The organism is Streptomyces sp. MBT65, assembly GCF_016612545.1.
In the GTDB taxonomy this organism is placed as follows: Bacteria; Actinomycetota; Actinomycetes; order Streptomycetales; family Streptomycetaceae; genus Streptomyces.
In genome coordinates, this window is sequence record NZ_JAENRY010000146.1 from 1 (window position 1) to 19,094 (window position 19,094).

Below are 19,094 nucleotides of genomic sequence, written 5' to 3' on the forward strand. Positions count from 1 at the left end.
CGCCCTCCGGAGCGACGGTCGCCGACGACGTACCGCAGAGCGATGAGCTGGCGATCCACTCGCCGTACGACGTGGCGGCGACCGTCGCTCCGGAGGGCGGTGTCGCGCAGTACCGGTCGCTGACGCTCGGCCTGACGCACAGCAACGACAGCTTCACCCTGACCGACGGACGGCTGACCGTCGATGTCTCCGGGCTCGCGGGGGTCGCCGAGGTGGCCTGGCCCGCCATCTGCACGCCGGACTCCACCGGCACCGTCGCCGTGTGCGACACCGGGGACGTGCCGATCCGCTACAGCCCGCAGGTGCGGTTGCAGGTGCGGGCCCTCACCGGCGCCGCCCTCGGCGCGCAGGGCACGGTCACCTACTCCGCCGAGGCCACCGGCGGCCCCGACGGCACGATCGTCTCCACGCGGAGCGACGACACCACCGTCACGGTCGCCTCCGGCGTGGACCTCGGAATCCCTGCCCCGCAGGACGTCACCGGCGTCGCACCCGGCACCAGCCTCACCGTGCCGTCCTCGATCACCAACACCGGCGACGAGACCGCGCACGGCTTCACCATGAGCATGTGGGCGACGTACGGCCTCGACGTCACCACCCGCTACCCGCAGTGCGCCTACACGGGACCGGACGTCAACGGCACCGGCTTCACCACCGTGACCTGCTCCTTCGACACCGAGATCGCCCCCGGCGCCACCGTCGAACTGCCGACAGCCCTCCAACTCGCCGTCACCGACCACGCGTTGTACGACCGCTTCGACTACGACGTCGAGCCCCTCGCCGACGTCACCGACCTCGACAGCTCGGACAACAGCCGCTCCTGGCACATCACCGCGGACAACACCGCCGACTTCGCCGTCTACGGCACCGAGGCGAGCGGCGCGGCCGGCGACACCGTCACCTCGGGCTTCCGCTTCGTCAACCACGGACCGGCCTGGGCCGGTGACATCAGCGCCGGCGACCCGATCACCACGATCGACTTCTACGCCCCGCAGGGCACCGTCGCCACGTCCATGCCCAAGACCTGCCACGGCGCCCACACCGCCGGCGACGACCCGACCATCGCCCACTACGCCTGCACCCTGCCGACCTGGGCCAAGCCGGACCTGGACGTCAGCTTCCCGTTCCAGCTCCGTATCGACACGGTCGTCCCGGACGCGACAGGGCACGTCACGACCCGGGCCTACAACGGCACACCCCTCGCCTTCGACACGAACACCGCGAACAACACGGCCGACGTGATCGTCAACCCGTCCGCCTGACGGCCGTGGGAAGGGACGCGCCCACCACAAGGGCGTGTCCCTCCTACGTCGACTCGCGCTTCACCAACTCCGTCGGCAGTATCACCGCCGCCGTGTCCTCGCCCCCGATCTGCGCCAGCAGCACCCGCACCATCTCCGCGCTGATCCGGTCGAACGGCTGCCGCATCGTGGTGAGTTCGGGGCTGGACGCGAGCGCGGCGGGGGAGTCGTCGAAGCCGCCGACCGCCACGTCCTCCGGCACCCGCCGCCCGGCCCGTTCCAACGTGGTGAGCACGCCCCGAGCCATCAGGTCGGAGGCGACGAACACCGCGTCCAGGTCCGGGACCTGGGCCAGCAGCCGCTCGGCGCCGCGCTCGCCGCTGAGCCGGCTGTAGTCGCCGGAGACGACGAGATCGTCGTCCACCGCGATGCCCGCCTCGGCGAGCACCTCCTTGTAGCCGGCGAGGCGCTCGACACCGCCCGGCGTGTCCAGCGGCCCGGTGACCATGCCGACGCGGCGGCGGCCGAGGGAGAGCAGATGCCGGGTCATGTCACGGGCGCCGTCCCGGTCGTCGGCGGCCACATAGCTGATCTTGGAGCCGAGCCCGATCGGCTTGCCGCACGCGACCAGCGGCACGCCCGCCTCGCTCAGCTCCTCCGCCACCGGGTTCCCGGAGTGGCTGGAGACCAGCAGCACCCCGTCGACGTGCCCGGAGGTGATGTACCGCGTGATGCGCCGCCGCTCGTCCTCGGTGCCGGCCAGCATCAGCAGCAGCGGGATGTCGTGCGCGGCCAGCGCCTGGGTGCAGCCGCGCAGCAGGATGTTGAAGTTGGGGTCCTCGAAGAACTTCTCCTGCGGTTCCGTCAGCAGGAAACCGACCGAGTCCGAGCGCCCGGTGATCAGCGAGCGGGCGTGCCGGTTCACGACGTAACCCGTCCTGCGGATGGCCGCGTTGACGGCCTCCTGCGCGGCCGGGCTCACATAGTGCCCGCCGTTGAGGACTCGCGACACCGTGCCCCGCGAGACCCCGGCCTCGCGCGCCACGTCATGGATCGTCGGCGGCCTGCGCCGACCCCCCGTATTGCTCATGGTCAGACTCTACGGCTCCCGGGCGCGCGGCCTGAAGCACCGGTATGGGAGCGTTCACAGCATGTGCGGCAGAGAAACTTCAGGGACACTTGTCAGCGGTCACTGGCGTGCGGTTATGTTGGGGCGGTGCCTCAGGGCGCACTGTGTGCACGTTCCCAAATGATCGACTACGGGAGAGATCCATGCCGGAGACCACCCCGAAGGGCCTCACCAGGCTCGCCTTCGGTGGGGACTACAACCCCGAGCAGTGGCCGGAGAGCGTCTGGCAGGAGGACGTCCGGCTGATGCGGGAGGCCGGCGTCACCATGGTGAGCGTCGGGATCTTCTCCTGGGCCCTGCTGGAACCCGAGCCCGGTGTGTACGACTTCGGCTGGCTCGACCGCCTCCTCGACCTGCTGCACGAGCACGGCATCCGCGCCGACCTCGGCACGCCCACGGTCGCCCCGCCCGCCTGGTTCTACCGCGCCCACCCCGAGGCCCTGCCCGTCACCGCCGACGGCACCCGCTACGAGTTCGGCTCACGCGGCGCGATCTGCCACAGCAACGCCGACTACCGCGCCGCCGCCGCGAACATCACCACACAACTCGCCGAGCGCTACGGCACCCACCCGGCCCTCGCGCTGTGGCACGTCTTCAACGAGTACGGCGTCCCCGTCTCCGCGTGCTACTGCGACTCCTGTGCCGCCCACTTCCGCCGCTGGCTGACGGCGACGTACGGAGACGTCGACGGGGTCAACGAGGCCTGGGGAACGGCCTTCTGGGGCCAGCGCTACGCGGACCTCGGCCAGATCAACCCGCCCCGCCTCACCCCGACCGCCGTCAACCCGGCCCAGGCCCTGGACTACACGCGGTTCGCGGACGCGACGATGCGCGAGAACTTCGTCGCCGAACGGGACATCCTGCACCGCCTCGCGCCCGGCATACCCGTCACCACCAACTTCATGGCCGCCCTCAGCCAGTGCGAGTCCGTCGACTACTGGGCCTGGGGCCGCGAGGTCGACCTCGTCACCAACGACCACTACCTGATCACCGACGGCCGTCGCACCCACGTCAACCTCGCGATGGCCGCCGACCTCACCCGCTCCGTCGCGGGCGGCGCCCCCTGGCTGCTCCTCGAACACTCCACCTCGGGTGTCAACTGGCAGCCCCGCAACCCCGCCAAGGCCCCCGGCCAGATGGCCCGCAACGCCCTCTCGCACGTGGCGCGCGGCTCGGACGGCGCGATGTTCTTCCAGTGGCGGCAGTCGCGGCGCGGCGCCGAGAAGTTCCACTCCGCGATGCTCCCGCACGGCGGCACCGAGACCCGTGTCTGGCGCGAGGTCGTCGAACTCGGCGCGTCCGTCGAGGAGTTGAGCCAGATCCGCGGCACCCGCACCCGGGCCGACGTGGCCGTCGTATGGGACTGGCAGTCGTGGTGGGCGCAGAAACTGGAGTGGCGCCCCAGCCAGGACCACGACGCCCGCGAGCGCGCCGACGCCTTCTACGAGGCGCTCTACGACCGTCACCTCACGGTCGACTTCGCCCATCCGGAAGCCGACTTGTCGGCCTATCCCCTTGTCGTCGTGCCCGCCCTCTACCTCACGACGGAGGCGGCCGGCCGCAACCTGAAGCGGTACGTCGAGCAGGGCGGCACCCTCGTCGTCTCCTACTTCTCCGGCATCGTCGACGAGCACGACGCCGTCCACGAGGGCGCGTACCCCGGCGCGCTGCGGGACGTACTCGGCCTGACCGTCGAGGAGTTCTCGCCCTTGCTGGCGGACCAGCGGGTGCGCATCACCGGACCCGACGGCTCCGAACTCACCGGCGACGTCTGGACCGAGTTCGTGGTCCCGCGCGGCGCCGAGACCGTGTGGACGTACGCCGAGGGCCTCACCGCCGACCACCCGGCCGTCACCCGGCACCGCCTCGGCGAGGGCACCGCCTGGTACGTGTCGACCCGCCTCGACGCCCACGGCCTGGACGCCCTGCTCGGCTGGGCGACGGAGGACGCCCGGATCGCGCCTCGCGCCGACCTGCCGTACGACGTCGAACTCGTGCGCAGGGAAGGCGAGTCCGGCAGTTTCCTCTTCGCGATCAACCACAGCGCCTCGGACGTCAAGCTGCCGCTGGGCACCGACGGCACCGAGCTGCTGACCGGCGATCGCGCCGCGGGCGACCTCGCGGTCCCCGCCGGAGCCGTGCGGGTCCTACGACTCGACGGCTGACCCGACACCCCTCCGCCCGCGCGAGCCGTGTGCCGCGGGCGGAGGGGGACGCCCTCCCTCCGGGCGAGCGGTTTTCCGCCGTCCGGTCCTGCGGCCCGGGACCTTCCGCGCGTGCGGTTCTGTTCGGCTACGGCGGTGCGGTTCGGCCATCGTCTGCTTCGGGAGCCGGTGTCCCGTCCCACGGGTGTGGCCGCGCCCCGCACGTCGTCCCGCGCACCAGGGCCGATCGGCCCCCTCGAACAGGACCGTTCGGTCCCGGACAAGGGTCACCGAGTCCGGGACGAGACGGGCCGTGCTGCGGGAGAGTGGGAGGACGCGGCACGAGGCGCGCAGGACGGAGGGGCACGAGATGCTGAGGACTCCGGTTGGGCAACGACGATTGGACATCCTGGAGTGGCTGAGAGATCCGGCCGCCCACTTCCCGCCCCATCGGTATCTCGCCGAGGCCGGGGTCGGCTCGGAGGCGGTGGCGGCCAAGCTGGGCGTGTCCCGCCAGGTGGCCGAGACCCACCTCGAACTCCTCGTGTCCCTGGGCCTGTTGCGCACCCGACGGATCCGGCTGCGCACCTACTACCGGCGCGACGAGGTCCGTATCGCCGAGGTGGCCCGGATGTTCGAGAAGGGTTGGTAGCCGGGCCTGCGGGCCGAGCGTCACACCGTGTCCTGCTCGGCGTCCGCTTCCTGCGGTGCCTCCGCTCCTTCCGATGTCTCCGCTTCCTCCGATGCCTCGGGTGCCTCCGGCTCGGTGCGGAACACCGCGTCCGGGTCCCCGAACCGCTCGCACAGCAGCCGGCCCACCAGTGCGCCGCCGTAGAGCACGAAGCCCACGCCGACCAGCCAGGACTCCACCACCAGGACCGTGCCGACCGGGCCGTAGCTGACCGCCTGCGTGACCAGGAGCGGGGTGAACACCAGGTACGAGAACCAGCGCAGCCCGACCAGGCCCGCCATCGTGGCGAGCGCGCCCGGCAGCAGATAGCGCCAGTGGACCTGACGGCTGAGCAGGAAGTGCGGGCCCCACCAGAAGAACAGCAGGCCCGCCGCCATGCTGAGCAGGATGCGCGGCGTGCCCTCCAGGACGCTGCGGGTCTGCACCTGCGCGTACAGGTAGCCCATCAGCATGACCAGCCAGATGAGCTGCCGCCAGATGCGATGCCAGGGGGCGCCGGTGGGGCGCCACACGTGCTCGTAGCCGTTCTGCACGCTCGACGCGAAGGACAGGCCGAACAGGGCGAGCAGGGCCACGCTCCACGCACTGGTGGTGCCGATGACCTTGCGCGGCGGGGTGAAGACATCGGTGAGCGCGCGGGCCGAGCGGCCGGACAGGTCCATGCCGTCCACCAGCCACAGCGCGAACCCGCCGTGCCCGATCGGATCGGCCGCGGCCACCACGATCAGCAGCGGCGCCAGCGTCACCAGGGCCAGCGTCGCGAACCCCATGGCCCGGTGGAGCAGCTCCAACTCCCGCCCGCGCCGGTTGAGTTCGGCGAGCCCCAGCCCCTGCCACAGCGCCCGCACCCGTCTCACCGCGGCCGTCCCGCACGCCGGGTGGCCGACCGTGACATGAGGCCCCCTTCTCGCCGACCGGCAGCGGGATCCGGGTTGCCGGCAATACGCTCGGCACACGTGACCGGATGCCGCGATGACCGGGAAGAGCAGCAAGCGTACGCTCGCCGACCCGAACCGTGGAGGCTTTCATGGACCGACCCGAGGCCCTGCTCGCCCGCCGCTACGTCGCGATCGGCGGCCGCGGCCCGGAGGACGTGGTCGCCGACACCCGCGGCCGGGTGCTGACCGGCGTCGAGGACGGCCGCATCCTCCGCCTCGACGGCCTGAGCGACCCGGAGACGGTACGGGTGGAGACCCTCGCCGACACCGGCGGCAGGCCGCTCGGCCTCGAACTCCTCGCGGACGACGCCCTGTTGGTGTGCGACGCGGAACGCGGGCTGCTGCGCGTCGACCTGTCGGACGGCACGGTGCGCGTCCTCGCCGACTCGGTGGCGGGGGAGCCGCTGCGGTTCTGCAGCAACGTGGTCGCGCTGTCCGACGGCAGCGTGTACTTCACCGTCTCCAGCCGGCGCTACCCGCTCCACCAGTGGCTCGCCGACATCGTCGAACACACCGGCACCGGACGGCTGTTGCGCCTCGCGCCCGGCAGCGACACCCCCGAAGTCCTCCTGGACGGGCTCCAGTTCGCCAACGGCCTTGCTCCCAGCGCGGACGAGTCCTTCCTGGCGATCGCCGAGACCGGCGCGTACCGCCTCACCCGCTACTGGCTTACCGGACCGCAGGCGGGCCGGAGCGACGTCTTCGCCGACGACCTCCCCGGGATGCCCGACAACATCTGGCGCGCCGGAACCGACGGGCCGATCTGGGTGGCCCTGGCCGGCCCCCGCGTGGCCCCGCTCGACCTCCTCCACCGGGGCTCGGACGCCGTACGGCACACGGCCGGCCGTATCGCCGTGCATGTGCCGTTCCATCCCACGGGCATGATCGGGGCCCTCGCGGTCGACGACACGGGACGGATCGTCCACCACCTCGTCGCGCGCGGCTCGTCCTTCCGCATGGTGACCAGTGCCTGCGAGGCGGCCGGCCATCTCGTCCTGGGCAGCCTCCGCGAACGCGGTGTCGCGCTGTGCGAGCCGCCCGCCCCGAAGTGACCCCGGCAGGCCCCCGGCGTTACCCTGATGCCCGGCCGCGATCAGCTCTCGCGGCGCGGCGGTGGGGCCCGCCGTACCCGAACCGCGGCAGAGGTGCCGCCAACGGTCCCTACTTGTAGAGGCGTGTGCCCTCGGGGCCCCCGACGAGTAGGAGACGTACGGCCGTGACAGCCCCCGAAGCCGAGAGCCTGCGCGCCCCGACCCGGGCCCCGCGCCCGTCCGTCTGGCGCGGTCAGGGACCGGTCGTCGCGGTGGTCGCGCTCGGCGGCGCGATCGGTGCCGTGGCCCGCTACGGGGCCTCCCTGTGGTGGCCCGCGCGGAGCGGCGGATTTCCCTGGGCGACGTTCGGGATCAATGTGGTGGGCTGCGCCGTCATAGGCGTGTTCATGGTGGTGGTCACCGAGGTGTGGGCCCCGCACCGGCTGGTGCGGCCGTTCTTCGGCACCGGCGTGCTCGGCGGATTCACCACCTTCTCGACGTACGCCGTCGACATCCAGAAACTGGTCGACGCGGGCCATCCCCGCACCGCGCTGGCCTATCTCGCCGCGACCCTGCTCGCGGCGCTCGCGGCGGTGTGGCTCGGAGTGACGGCGGCCCGGCGCGTCCTGAAGCGGAGGCAGCGATGACCAGGCTGACCGGCGGCGCCCTGCGTGTGACCGTCTTCATCGGCGAGAACGACACCTGGCGCCACAAGCCCCTGTACTCGGAGATCGTCCACCGCGCGCACAAGGCGGGGCTGGCCGGTGCCAGTGTCTTCCGGGGCATCGAGGGCTTCGGCGCCTCCTCCCTGATCCACACCTCGCGGCTGCTGTCGCTGAGCGAGGACCTGCCGGTGGCGATCGTGATCGTGGACACCGAGGAGCGGGTCCGGGCGTTCCTGCCGCAGCTCGACGAACTCGTCACCGAGGGGCTGGTGATCCTCGACGACTGCGAGGTCATCAGGTATGTCGGCCGCGCGGACGACTCCGGCGAAACGGACACCAGGGGTCGCGCGAAGGGTAAGAGGTCGTTGTGAACTGGCTGTTGGTCGTCGCGGGAGCCGTCGTAGGTGCTCCGCTCCGCTATCTCACCGACCGCGCCGTGCAGACCCGACACGACTCCGTCTTCCCCTGGGGCACCTTCGCGGTGAACGTCACCGGCTGTCTGATCCTGGGCACGCTGACCGGCGCGGTGTCCGCCGGTGCGGCGGGCTCACATCTCCAACTCCTCGTCGGGACAGGCCTGTGCGGGGCCCTGACGACGTACTCGACCTTCTCGTACGAGACACTGCGGCTGACCGAGACGGGGGCGGGGCTCTACGCTGCCGCCAACGTCGTCGGCAGCGTGATGGCGGGCCTCGGCGCGGTATTCGTCGGGGTGTCGATCGCGCAGGCCCTGTGGGCGTAAGAAGTCGGGCGGCTCCCGCGCCCGAACGGCACCGCCCCCGGCGCTATTGTCTACAGCACTGTCGACCAATCCCGAAGAACTGGATCTCATGAGCGTCATCAGCGTCGGTCAGGCCGCCGTCCTCGGAGTCGTCGAGGGGGTGACCGAGTTCCTGCCCGTCTCCTCCACCGGCCATCTGAAGATCGTCGAGGGGCTGATGAAGATCCCCGTCGACGACGACTCCGTCGTCGGGTTCTCGGCCGTCATCCAGGTCGGCGCGATCGCCGCCGTCCTCGTGTACTTCTTCAAGGACATCGTGCGGATCGTGACCGCGTGGGGCCGTGGCCTGCGCAACCGCGAGGAGCGCTATCACCACGACTACAGGTTCGCCTGGTGGGTGATCTACGCGACGATCCCGATCGTGCTGGTGGGCCTCGCCGCGAAGCCGCTCATCGACGGACCGCTCGGCTCGCTGTGGGTGGTCGCCGCCTCGCTGATCGTCGGCAGTGGTGTCATGTGGGCGGCGGACCAGATGGGCCGGCACAAGCGCGGTGAGGACGACGTCACGTTCAAGGACGCGATGCTGGTGGGCAGTTCGCAGATCCTCGCGCTGCTCTTCCCCGGCTTCTCGCGCTCCGGCGCCACCATGTCCACGGGTCTCATCCTCGACCTGGACCGGGTCGCCGCCACCCGGCTCTCCTTCTTCCTCGGCATCCCCGCCCTGACCGGCGCCGGCATCTACGAGCTGAAGGACGCCCTGGGTGCGGGAGTCGGCGCCGCCCCGCTGGCCGTCGGCACGATCGTGTCGTTCGTGGTGGCCTACGCCTCCATCGCCTGGCTGCTGAAGTTCGTCGCGAAGCACTCCTTCAACGCGTTCGTGATCTACCGGATCGTCATCGGTCTGCTGCTGTTCGGCCTGCTCGGCACGGGTGTGCTCAACAGCTGACCCCGCACGGACGATCATCGCGGAGGGCGTGCAGCCGGATTTTCAGGCCGCACGCCCTCTGTATTTTTCCTTTCCGACCGCTTGACAGCACTGTCCCGTCACCCGCAGGATCACGTCCGTGAACCTGTCAGACAGCCAGACAGGTGGAGTCGGGCCGCGGCGCGTCAGCGCCATGGAAGCGGTGCTTGTCCACCTCCGCGGCGCCATCGAGCGCGGCGACTACGCCATCGGCGACAAGCTCCCCTCCGAGGCGGAGCTGTGCCGCACCCTGGAGATCAGCCGGCCCGTGCTCCGCGAGGCCCTGCGGGCCTTGCAGACCATGGGGCTGACCGTCTCCAAGACCGGCAAGGGCACCTTCGTGGTGGCCAACGCCGTGGAGGACCCCACCTTCGGCGACTACGCGGCCAGCGACCTGCTGGAAGTGCGCCGCCACGTCGAGATCCCGGTCGCCGGGTACGCGGCACTGCGCCGCACCCCGGAGAACCTGGACCATCTGGCCCACCTCCTGGACCGCATGGAACAGGAGACCGACACCACCGCGTGGGTCGCGATGGACACCCTCTTTCACCTCGCGGTGGCGGAGGCCGCCCAGAACCCGGTGTTCCGCCGGGTGATCGAGGAGATCCGCGACGCGCTGGCCCGCCAGTCCGCGTTCCTCAACGAACTCGGCGGTCGGCGCGAGCAGTCCAACCGCGAGCACCGGGCGATCGTCGAGGCGCTGATCGACGGCAGCGAGCCGGACGCCGTCGAGGCCATGTCCCATCACCTCGACCGGGTCGAGACGACCCTCACCGACATCGTGCGCCCCGCGCGCACGGACACCCCCACGGAAGGCGGACCCGAGGCGTGAGCGAGCAGTCCCTGCACGGCAGTGACCAGTCCCTGGGCGATGGCGAGCAGCCCCCGCGTGACGGCGTACAGCCGCTGCGCGACGGCGTGCAGAAACGATCCGGCCATGTCGACGCCGGAGACGCCGGCTACAGCAAGTCCCTGAAGTCCCGGCACGTCAACATGATCGCCATCGGCGGCGCGATCGGCACCGGCCTCTTCCTCGGCGCGGGCGGCCGCCTCGCCGACGCCGGCCCCTCGCTGTTCATCGCGTACGCGGTCTGCGGCCTCTTCGCCTTCCTCGTCGTCCGCGCCCTCGGCGAACTCGTCCTCTACCGGCCCTCGTCCGGCGCCTTCGTGTCGTACGCCCGCGAGTTCCTCGGCGAGAAGGGCGCGTACATAGCGGGCTGGATGTACTTCCTGAACTGGGCCACCACCGGCATCGCCGACATCACCGCCGTGGCCGTGTACACCCACTACTGGGGCATGTTCTCCGACATCCCTCAATGGTTGATCGCATTGATCGCCCTCGCGGTCGTCCTGACGGTCAACTTGATCTCTGTACGGCTCTTCGGCGAGCTGGAGTTCTGGTTCGCGATCATCAAGGTCAGCGCGCTCGTCGTCTTCATGCTGATCGGCATCTTCCTGCTGGCCACCCAGCACCAGGTCGACGGCACGACCCCCGGCCCCTCACTGATCACCGACAACGGCGGCATCTTCCCCAACGGCATGCTCCCCATGCTCCTGATCATCCAGGGCGTCGTCTTCGCCTACGCCTCCGTCGAGCTGGTCGGCGTCGCCGCCGGAGAGACCGAGAACCCCGAGAAGATCATGCCGAAGGCGATCAACTCGATCATGTGGCGCGTCGGCCTCTTCTACGTCGGCTCGGTGCTCCTGCTGTCGATGCTGCTGCCCTGGAACAAGTACAGCGCCGGCCAGAGCCCCTTCGTGACCGTGCTGTCGAACATCGGCATCCCGGCCGCGGGCGGCGTCATGAACCTCGTCGTCCTCACCGCGGCCATGTCCTCGCTCAACTCCGGCCTCTACTCCACCGGCCGCATCCTCCGCTCCATGGCCATGTCCGGCTCGGCCCCCAAGTTCACCTCGGTCATGAGCCGCAGCCAGGTCCCCTACGGCGGCATCCTGCTCACCAGCGGCATCTGCGTCCTCGGCGTCGGCCTCAACTACGTAGTGCCCGCCGACGCGTTCGAGATCGTCCTGAACTTCGCGGCGATCGGCATCCTCGCCACCTGGGGCATGATCATGCTCTGTCACCTCCTCTTCTGGCGGAAGACGGAGCAGGGCGAACTGACCCGCCCCACCTACCGGTTGCCGGGTTCCCCCTGGACCGAACTCGTGACGCTGGCCTTCCTCGCCTCCGTCCTGGTCCTCATGTACGCCGACGGCGGCGCCGGACGCACCACCGTGCTCTGTCTGCCGCTGATCGCCGCCGCGCTGGTCGCCGGATGGTTCGCCGTCCGCCGCCGCGTCGCGCACACGTCCACCACCGCACCCGACGCGTGAGACCCACGCCGTCCTGACCCCGACAGGCAGTGATGTACAGCAGTCCCCTCGCGGACCCACCCCTCATCCGTGAACCCCTCCACGCACCCGTCGCCCACCTGATACGCGGCGGAATGATCGAGGGCATCCACTACGGCTCCGTCGTCGTCCTCGACGCCGACGGCCAGGTCCAGCTCCAACTCGGCGACATCGAGGCCGCGTTCTACCCGCGCTCGGCGATCAAACCCCTCCAGGCCGTCGCCATGCTCAGGGCGGGACTCCCACTGGACGGCGAGCTGCTCTCGCTCGCCGCCGCCAGCCACTCCGGCGAGGAACGCCACCTCGCCGGGACCCGGCGCATCCTCGAACTCGCCGGGCTGACCGAGGACGACCTGCGCAACGTCCCCGATCTGCCCTACGGCCCCGACGTCCGTGACACCTGGGTGCGCGAGGGACGGTCGCCGTCCCGGCTCGCCCAGAACTGTTCCGGGAAGCACGCGGCGATGCTCTACGTGTCGAAGCTCAACGGCTGGTCCCTGGACGACTATCTCGACCCCGCGCACCCGTTGCAGCAGGCGATCGCCGAGATCGTCGAGGATCTCACCGGGCAGCGGATCGCTCGCGTGAGTGTCGACGGGTGCGGGGCGCCTCTGTTCTCCATCTCCCTGCACGGGCTCGCCCGGGGCATTTCGCGGATCGTCACGTCCGCGCCGGGGACGCCCGAGTCCCGGGTCGCGGACGCGATGCGGGCGTTTCCGGAGATGGCGTCCGGGGCGGGGCGGGATGTCGCCGCGTTGATGCGGGCGGTGCCCGGGCTGTTGGCCAAGGACGGGTTCGAGGGGGTCGAGGTTGCGGCGTTGCCCGATGGGCGGGCTGTCGCGGTGAAGATCTCGGACGGGGCGAATCGGGCGCGGGTGCCGGTCGCTGCCGCTGGGCTTGTGCGGGCCGGGGTCTCTGCCTCGTTGCTCGGCGGGTTCGCGGGGGAGGCGTTGCTCGGGGGTGGCGAACCGGTGGGTTGCGTCCGGCCGGTGCGTGCACTGGACCCTGTCTCGCCGTTGTCCGCGTGTGCCTAGATCGGTTGTTTGGAATCCGCGGGTCCGCTGTGGCCGGCCGCGCCCACACGGCGGTAGCCGCACATCGATAACGCCCCGCGCCCCTAAGTGACCTGAACGCTGTTGGAAAGAGGACCCCATGTCTGCCATTACCCGTCGCGAACATGATCTGCTCGGGGATCGGGATGTACCCGGCGATGCCTATTGGGGTGTTCATACCCTGCGTGCCACCGAGAACTTCCCCATCACCGGGACGCCGATCTCCGTCTACCCGCACTTGATCAATGCCCTTGCCGCCGTCAAGGAGGCCGCCGCTCTCGCCAATGAGGAGTTGGGGCTGCTGTCGTCGGAGAAGACGGCCGCCATTGTCGCCGCCTGCCGGGAGATCCGGGACGGGAAGCTGCACGACCAGTTCGTCGTGGACGTGGTGCAGGGCGGGGCCGGGACCTCCACCAACATGAACGCCAACGAGGTTGTCGCCAACCGGGCGTTGGAGTTGCTGGGGCACGGCAAGGGCGAGTACCAGTACCTGCACCCGAACGAGGACGTCAACCTTGGCCAGTCGACCAATGACGTGTATCCGACCGCGGTCAAGATAGCGACTGTCTTCGCCGTACATGGGTTGATCGCGTCCATGTCTGTACTGGAGGACGCGTTCGCCCGTAAGGCCGTCGAGTTCCGTGACGTGCTCAAGATGGGCCGTACACAGTTGCAGGACGCGGTTCCCATGACGCTCGGTCAAGAGTTCTCGGCGTACGCGGTCATGATTGACGAGGATCGTCAACGTCTTGACGAGGCTGTCCAGTTGATCCATGAGATCAACCTGGGCGCCACGGCCATCGGCACCGGACTCAACGCTCCCGCCGGGTACGCGGAGTCGGCCCGTCGGCACCTCGCCGAGATCACCGGACTACCGCTCGTGACGGCGGCGAACCTGGTCGAGGCAACGCAGGACTGCGGGGCGTTCGTACAGATGTCGGGCGTGCTGAAGCGGGTCGCGGTCAAGCTCTCCAAGAGCTGCAACGATCTGCGGCTGCTGTCCTCGGGGCCGCGCGCGGGGCTCGGGGAGATCAACCTGCCGCCGGTACAGGCCGGTTCGAGCATCATGCCCGGCAAGGTCAACCCGGTGATCCCCGAGGTCGTCAACCAGGTCGCCTTCGAGGTGATCGGCAACGACGTCACCATCACCATGGCCGCCGAGGCCGGACAGCTCCAGCTCAACGCGTTCGAGCCGATCATCCTGCACTCGCTGTCGGAGAGCATCACGCATCTGCGGGCCGCCTGCCTCACGCTGGCCGAGCGCTGCGTGGACGGCATCACCGCCAACACCGAGGCGCTGCGCGCGAGTGTGGAGAACTCCATCGGCCTGGTGACCGCGCTCAACCCGCACATCGGGTACACGGCCGCCACCGACATCGCCAAGGAGGCCCTCGCCTCCGGCCGGGGCGTGGCCGAACTCGTCCTGGAGAAGGGCCTGTTGCCCGCCGAGACCCTTGCCGCCCTGCTGCGGCCCGAGGTCCTGGCCGGCAGCGGACCCGTCGCGGGCTGACCGCGGACGCGCACCAGGACCGGCCCGGAGGCACAATGGTGATCATGTCCCCATCGATGACCTTCCAGCCGGTCCTGGAGCGCATCGCCGCCGAGATCGAGCGGACCCCCGGACGCGGCCGGCCCGCCGACTACATCCCGGCGCTCGCCGCCTGCGACCCGCGCAGCTTCGGCATGGCCGTCGCGGAACTGGACGGCACGGTGTACGGCGTGGGGGACTGGCGGCAGCCGTTCTCCACGCAGTCCATCACCAAGGTCTTCACCCTCGCCCTCGACCTGGCCCGCGAGGGCGACGAACTGTGGGAGCACGTGGGCCGCGAGCCCTCCGGCAACCCCTTCAACTCCCTTGTCCAGCTGGAGTACGAGAGCGGCATCCCGCGCAACCCGTTCATCAACGCGGGCGCGCTCGTCGTCACCGACCGCCTCCAGACCCGTACCGGAGACGCGGCCGGTGAACTGCTGGCCTTCCTGCGTACGGAGAGCGGCAACCCGTCCCTCGACTTCGACAAGGAGGTCGCCGCCTCCGAGTCCGCGAACGGCGACCGCAACGCGGCCCTCGCCCACTTCATGAAGTCCTACGGGAACATCGACAACGAGGTGCCCGTCCTCCTCGACCAGTACTTCCGGCAGTGCTCCATCATGGCGTCCTGCGCCGACCTCGCCCTCGCGGCCGGTTTCCTGGCCCGGCACGGCAGCCGCGCCGACGGCACCCGGCTGCTCACCCTCACCCAGGCCAAGCAGGTCAACGCGGTGATGCTGACCTGCGGGACGTACGACGCGGCGGGGGAGTTCGCCTACCGGGTGGGACTTCCCGGCAAGAGCGGGGTGGGCGGCGGGATCATCGCGATCGTCCCGGGCCGCTGCACCATCGCCGTGTGGAGCCCGGGACTCGACGAGCGGGGCAACTCGGTCGCCGGGGTCGCGGCCCTGGACCGTTTCACGACGCTCACCGGGGTGTCGGTGTTCTGACTGGATCCCCCCGCGCACGGCGAATTCACGGGTGGCGAGGCCCGATCACACGGCGGTCATGCGCAGGTCTCCGCACGGAGAGCGGCACGTCGCTTTCCCGCCATCCGGCGTTGACACGCTTGGCGAGTGTTGGCCATGGCTTTTCCCGTCGATCTCCGCCGCTGCCGGATACTCGGTCTGGCCGGAACCGCCGTCCTCGCGCTGGGCGGTGAGACGGCCGGGGCACTCCCGTCCGCCGACCTCTTCTCCCCGGCCTCCGCACAGGCGGCGCTCGGGCTGGTCGGGGTCTACTTCGGTGTCGTCCTGCTGATAGCGGCCTGGCTGCTGCTGGGCAAGCTGATCCGCAGCGACGAACCGCCGACTCCGCGTTCCCTGTTCCTGGTCCTCGCCGTGTGGGCGTCCCCGCTGCTGCTCGCGCCGCCGCTGTTCAGCCGGGACGTGTACAGCTACCTCGCGCAGGGCGCCATGGTCGACGCCCACATGGACGTCTACGCACACGGCCCCGCCACGCTCGGCGGTCCCCTCGCCGACGAGGTCGCCCCGCTGTGGCAGCACACCGGAGCGCCGTACGGCCCGGTGTTCCTCGCCGTGGCGTCGGGGCTCTCCGGACTGACCCGCGGCGAACTCCCCGCCGGGCTCTTCGGGATGCGGGTCATAGCGCTCCTCGGGGTGGGCCTGATGGCCGCCGCGCTGCCCCGGCTCGCCCGGCACAGCGGCGCCGACCCGGCCGCCGCGCTCTGGCTCGGCGCCCTCAACCCGCTCGTGCTGCTGCACCTCGTCGCGGGCGCCCACAACGACGCGATCATGCTCGGGCTGCTCGGCGTCGGCCTGGTCGCCGCCCTCGGCCGCTGGCCGGTCGTCGGCGCCGTACTCGTCACGCTCGCCGCGCTCGTCAAGGCACCGGCCGCGCTCGGGCTCGCCGCGGTCGTGCTGCTCCAGATCCGCGCGGGTCACCGCCCGGCCAAGGCCGTCACCACGACCGTCGTCGCGTCCGCGGTCACCACGGTCGCCGCCACGGCCGTCGCGGGCACGGGCTACGGCTGGATAGGCGCCCTCGACACACCCGTCTCGGCACACAACTGGGCCCTCACCAGCCTCCTCGGCCGCGCCACCGGCGCCCTGCTGGAACACCTCGGCAGCGATCTCGCGCCCTTCGCGATCCCGGCCTGGCACGCCCTCGGCCTCGCGGTCACCGGCGCGGCCATCCTCGCCATATGGTTCCGCCTGCGCCCGAGCCCGGTCTACGCGCTCGGCCTGAGCCTCGCGGTCGTGGCCGCCTTCGGCCCCGCCATCCGCCCCTGGTACGCGCTGTGGGGCCTGTTCCTCATCGCCGCCGCCGCGCCCAGCACCTCCGTACGGCATCGAGTGGCCGCCGTGACCGGCGTCCTCGCCCTCGCCGTCCTGCCCAGCGGCGGCCCCGCCGACGTAGGACAACTCGTCCTGGCCGTCTCCGGCGGTGTCCTCGCGATCGTCGTCCTCTGGCAGGCCCGCCAGGCGGCCGAGGCCCCGGCCCTGGGACGTACGGCATGAGAGCGCCCACCACCGACCGCGGCCGCCTCCTCCTGGTGCTGGCCCTCGCGGCCGTCGTCACCGTCTTCACCGCGACCGTCCCGCTGCTGCGCGACTGGTTCGACCTGCGCGTCTACTACGGCACGGTCCACACCTGGCTCCACCACGGCGGCCGGATCTACGACTACCACGTGCCCGGGACGACGTACGGCTTCACCTACCCGCCGTTCGCCGCCGTCAGCATGGCCCCGATGGGGTACCTCGGGCTCGGCGCCGCGATCGCCGCCGCGCTCGTCCTCAACCTGACGGCCCTCGCCGTGGTGCTGCGCATCCTCGCCGGGCCCGGGTGGCGGCGCTACGGCTGGTTCGGGTGGGCGCTGGTGGCCTGCGGTCTTGCGCTGTTCGAGCCGTTGCGCGACACCTTCAGCTTCGGGCAGGTGAACTTGCTCCTGCTGGCCCTCGTTCTCGGCGACGGCTGGCTGCTCTCCAACGGCCGGGGCCGCTGGGCGGGCGTCGGCATCGGCCTCGCGGCGGCCGTCAAGCTCACGCCGGCGGTGTTCATCGGCCTGTTGCTGCTGGCCAGACGCTGGAAAGCCGCCGCGGTGGCGACGGCTGTGGCGCTCGCGGCGACCGGGCTCGCGGCCCTGGTGGTGCCGGGCGCCTCGAAGTTCTACTGGACCCAGGCCATGTGGGACACCACCCGCGTGGGCCGTCTCGACTACGTCTCCAACCAGTCCCTGCAAGGCGTCCTGGCCCGCCTCGGCGAGACGGGCCGCCCGCTGTGGGCGACGGTCGTCGTCCTCGTGCTGTGCGTGTGGGCGGTGCGGGCGCGCCGCGCGGTCGGCGCGGGGGACTGGATCGCCGCGTTCGCGCTGACCGGGCTGACCGCGTGTCTGATCAGCCCGATCACCTGGGTGCACCATCTGGTGTGGCTGCTGCCGTCCTTCGCCGTGCTGATCCGCGCCGGGCACGCGCGGATCGCGGGTGCCCTGTACGCGGTGATGTGCACCAGCGTGGTGTGGCTGTGGTTCGACGACTCCTCGGGCATCGACGGCTTCCTCGGCAGCAACACGTACACCTGGATCACCCTCGGCCTGCTGCTGTGGCTGCCGACGGGTCACGCCCTGGGCAACCGCGCGCCCCTGAACCGCAACGCCAGCACCACCGCACCCGCGCCCAGCACCGCGGCGGCCACGATCGCCGCGGTCTCGGCCCAGCCCGGACCCTCGTCCGCCACGGCAGCGGCGGCCACCGGCACGGCCGCGGGACCCGGCCGCGGCCTGGGCCTCGCCCGCAACGCGTCCAGCGACCCCACCGGATCGACCCGCCCGGCAGCCGCGAAACCCCAGTCGAGCAACTCGCGCGCCTCCTCGTACACGGTGAAACCGCCGCCCGCCTGAGGGTTCATCACCGTGACGACGAGCGACCGCCCGCCCCGGCGCGCCGCCGCGACGAGCGTGTTCCCGGCGTGCGTGGTGTAGCCGTTCTTCACACCGATCAGCCCCGGATACGGCTCGACGCCGTCGTTGCCGGTCAGTAGCCGGTTGGTGTTCTGGATCCCGTACGACGACCCGTCACCCGGGAACTGCGCCTCGGCGGTGGAGCAGTACCGCGCGAAGTCCGGGTTGCGCAGCCCGGCCCGGCCGAACACCGCGAGGTCGAAGGCGGAGGACACCTGGCCGTCGGTGTCGTAGCCGTCCGGCGAGACGACCTGTGTGTCGAGGGCGCCCAGGGAGCGCGCCTTGGCCTGCATCCGGGCGGCCGTGGCGTCCCAGCCGCCGTTGAGGGCGGCCAGGACGTGCACGGCGTCGTTCCCGGAGTTGAGGAAGACCCCGCGCCACAGGTCGGCGACGCGGTAGGTGTGGCCCGCCTCGACCCCGACCAGGCTGCTGCCCTCGCCGATGCCGGCCAGGTCCTCCTCGGTGACGCGGTGCCGGAGCCCTCCGGGGAGCGTGGGGAGGACGGTCAGGGCGAACAGGGTCTTCAGGGTGCTGGCGGGTGGGAGCCTGCGGTGGGCGTCATGGGCGGCCAGGATGTCGCCGGTGCGGGTGTCCGCGACGAGCCAGGAGAGGGCGGAGAGGTCCGGGAGTCGGGGGGCGCCGGGGTGGGGGTGGACCTGGGTGCTGGGATCCGACCCGGTGTCGGCTGCCGCCGCGACGGGGGTGAAGGCGAGGACGCC

17 protein-coding genes and 1 pseudogene are annotated in these 19,094 nt (G+C 71.0%); 15 read left to right on the plus strand and 3 right to left on the minus strand.

The features are described from left to right. The coding region (locus JHN63_RS29475; protein ID WP_200686313.1) for a hypothetical protein at positions 1-1,262 on the plus strand (1,262 nt) is incomplete at its 5' end. Positions 1,263-1,305: 43 nt separating this feature from the next. Here JHN63_RS29475 and JHN63_RS29480 read toward each other — a convergent pair. Continuing rightward, positions 1,306-2,337: a LacI family DNA-binding transcriptional regulator gene (locus JHN63_RS29480; RefSeq protein ID WP_200686339.1), complete on the minus strand. Its 1,032-nt coding sequence runs from the start codon at positions 2,335-2,337 to the stop codon at positions 1,306-1,308. A 176-nt stretch (positions 2,338-2,513) separates the two neighbouring features. Between JHN63_RS29480 and JHN63_RS29485 the strand changes: the two genes are divergently transcribed. Both JHN63_RS29485 and JHN63_RS29490 read left to right on the plus strand, forming a co-directional pair. Then, positions 2,514-4,535, plus strand: a complete 2,022-nt coding sequence (locus JHN63_RS29485) for a beta-galactosidase (protein ID WP_200686315.1) — start codon at positions 2,514-2,516, stop codon at positions 4,533-4,535. 349 nt (positions 4,536-4,884) lie between these two features. Beyond that, complete coding sequence (locus tag JHN63_RS29490; RefSeq protein ID WP_200686317.1) at positions 4,885-5,166, plus strand: ArsR family transcriptional regulator; 282 nt, start codon at positions 4,885-4,887, stop codon at positions 5,164-5,166. Between the two features lie 20 nt (positions 5,167-5,186). Here the strand turns inward: JHN63_RS29490 and JHN63_RS29495 are convergent, their stop codons facing one another. Further along, the gene (locus JHN63_RS29495) at positions 5,187-6,062 is read right to left on the minus strand and encodes a ribonuclease BN (RefSeq protein ID WP_307782012.1); all 876 of its coding nucleotides are present in this window, start codon (positions 6,060-6,062) and stop codon (positions 5,187-5,189) included. 170 nt (positions 6,063-6,232) lie between these two features. Here JHN63_RS29495 and JHN63_RS29500 point away from each other — a divergent pair, with 170 nt between their 5' ends. The 12 genes from JHN63_RS29500 (at position 6,233) to JHN63_RS53125 (ending at position 18,315) form a co-directional block, all read left to right on the plus strand. Continuing rightward, on the plus strand, positions 6,233-7,195 hold the full coding sequence (locus JHN63_RS29500; RefSeq protein WP_200686319.1) for an SMP-30/gluconolactonase/LRE family protein: 963 nt from the start codon (positions 6,233-6,235) through the stop codon (positions 7,193-7,195). Positions 7,196-7,359: 164 nt separating this feature from the next. Then, the gene (gene crcB / locus JHN63_RS29505; protein ID WP_200686321.1) at positions 7,360-7,821 is read left to right on the plus strand and encodes a fluoride efflux transporter CrcB; all 462 of its coding nucleotides are present in this window, start codon (positions 7,360-7,362) and stop codon (positions 7,819-7,821) included. Next, positions 7,818-8,210 carry a DUF190 domain-containing protein gene (locus tag JHN63_RS29510; RefSeq protein ID WP_200686323.1) on the plus strand — a complete coding sequence of 131 codons (393 nt, stop codon included), beginning with the start codon at positions 7,818-7,820 and terminating at the stop codon, positions 8,208-8,210. Before crcB (JHN63_RS29505) ends, JHN63_RS29510 begins: the two co-directional genes overlap by 4 nt. Continuing rightward, on the plus strand, positions 8,207-8,581 hold the full coding sequence (gene crcB / locus JHN63_RS29515) for a fluoride efflux transporter CrcB (protein WP_200686325.1): 375 nt from the start codon (positions 8,207-8,209) through the stop codon (positions 8,579-8,581). The genes JHN63_RS29510 and crcB (JHN63_RS29515) overlap by 4 nt, the downstream gene beginning before the upstream one ends. An 88-nt stretch (positions 8,582-8,669) precedes the next feature. Next, positions 8,670-9,506: an undecaprenyl-diphosphate phosphatase gene (locus JHN63_RS29520; RefSeq protein ID WP_200686327.1), complete on the plus strand. Its 837-nt coding sequence runs from the start codon at positions 8,670-8,672 to the stop codon at positions 9,504-9,506. 172 nt (positions 9,507-9,678) lie between these two features. Next, on the plus strand, positions 9,679-10,356 hold the full coding sequence (locus JHN63_RS29525) for a FadR/GntR family transcriptional regulator (protein ID WP_200686341.1): 678 nt from the start codon (positions 9,679-9,681) through the stop codon (positions 10,354-10,356). A gap of 74 nt (positions 10,357-10,430) precedes the next feature. After that, the gene (locus tag JHN63_RS29530) at positions 10,431-11,858 is read left to right on the plus strand and encodes an amino acid permease (RefSeq protein ID WP_200686343.1); all 1,428 of its coding nucleotides are present in this window, start codon (positions 10,431-10,433) and stop codon (positions 11,856-11,858) included. A gap of 32 nt (positions 11,859-11,890) precedes the next feature. Continuing rightward, positions 11,891-12,910 (plus strand): asparaginase, encoded by a 1,020-nt coding sequence (locus tag JHN63_RS29535; protein WP_200686329.1) that lies wholly within the window; start codon positions 11,891-11,893, stop codon positions 12,908-12,910. 118 nt (positions 12,911-13,028) lie between these two features. Beyond that, positions 13,029-14,438 carry an aspartate ammonia-lyase gene (gene aspA / locus JHN63_RS29540; RefSeq protein WP_200686331.1) on the plus strand — a complete coding sequence of 470 codons (1,410 nt, stop codon included), beginning with the start codon at positions 13,029-13,031 and terminating at the stop codon, positions 14,436-14,438. Positions 14,439-14,473: 35 nt separating this feature from the next. Beyond that, positions 14,474-15,406, plus strand: coding sequence for a glutaminase (locus JHN63_RS29545; RefSeq protein ID WP_200686333.1), 933 nt, complete (start codon positions 14,474-14,476; stop codon positions 15,404-15,406). Positions 15,407-15,541: 135 nt separating this feature from the next. Next, positions 15,542-16,936 (plus strand): polyprenol phosphomannose-dependent alpha 1,6 mannosyltransferase MptB, encoded by a 1,395-nt coding sequence (gene mptB, locus JHN63_RS29550; RefSeq protein WP_200686335.1) that lies wholly within the window; start codon positions 15,542-15,544, stop codon positions 16,934-16,936. Then, entirely contained in the window at positions 16,933-18,315 is a 1,383-nt protein-coding gene (locus JHN63_RS53125) for a glycosyltransferase 87 family protein (protein ID WP_234477905.1), read from the plus strand. The genes mptB and JHN63_RS53125 overlap by 4 nt, the downstream gene beginning before the upstream one ends. A 59-nt stretch (positions 18,316-18,374) precedes the next feature. On the opposite strand, the pseudogene JHN63_RS53130 reads toward JHN63_RS53125, so the two are convergent. Next, positions 18,375-18,950 (minus strand): annotated as a pseudogene (locus JHN63_RS53130) (D-alanyl-D-alanine carboxypeptidase family protein); the annotation flags it as partial. Positions 18,951-19,094 lie beyond the last annotated feature (144 nt).

Bases quoted from the DNA above. Each gene is read 5' to 3' on its own strand.
- JHN63_RS29485 (WP_200686315.1), top strand. From the start codon at position 2,514: ATGCCGGAGACCACCCCGAAGGGCCTCACCAGGCTCGCCTTCGGTGGG.
- JHN63_RS29490 (WP_200686317.1), top strand. From the start codon at position 4,885: ATGCTGAGGACTCCGGTTGGGCAACGACGATTGGACATCCTGGAGTGG.
- JHN63_RS29500 (WP_200686319.1), top strand. From the start codon at position 6,233: ATGGACCGACCCGAGGCCCTGCTCGCCCGCCGCTACGTCGCGATCGGC.
- JHN63_RS29510 (WP_200686323.1), top strand. From the start codon at position 7,818: ATGACCAGGCTGACCGGCGGCGCCCTGCGTGTGACCGTCTTCATCGGC.
- JHN63_RS29520 (WP_200686327.1), top strand. From the start codon at position 8,670: ATGAGCGTCATCAGCGTCGGTCAGGCCGCCGTCCTCGGAGTCGTCGAG.
- JHN63_RS29525 (WP_200686341.1), top strand. From the start codon at position 9,679: ATGGAAGCGGTGCTTGTCCACCTCCGCGGCGCCATCGAGCGCGGCGAC.
- JHN63_RS29535 (WP_200686329.1), top strand. From the start codon at position 11,891: ATGTACAGCAGTCCCCTCGCGGACCCACCCCTCATCCGTGAACCCCTC.
- aspA (WP_200686331.1), top strand. From the start codon at position 13,029: ATGTCTGCCATTACCCGTCGCGAACATGATCTGCTCGGGGATCGGGAT.
- JHN63_RS29545 (WP_200686333.1), top strand. From the start codon at position 14,474: ATGGTGATCATGTCCCCATCGATGACCTTCCAGCCGGTCCTGGAGCGC.
- mptB (WP_200686335.1), top strand. From the start codon at position 15,542: ATGGCTTTTCCCGTCGATCTCCGCCGCTGCCGGATACTCGGTCTGGCC.
- JHN63_RS53125 (WP_234477905.1), top strand. From the start codon at position 16,933: ATGAGAGCGCCCACCACCGACCGCGGCCGCCTCCTCCTGGTGCTGGCC.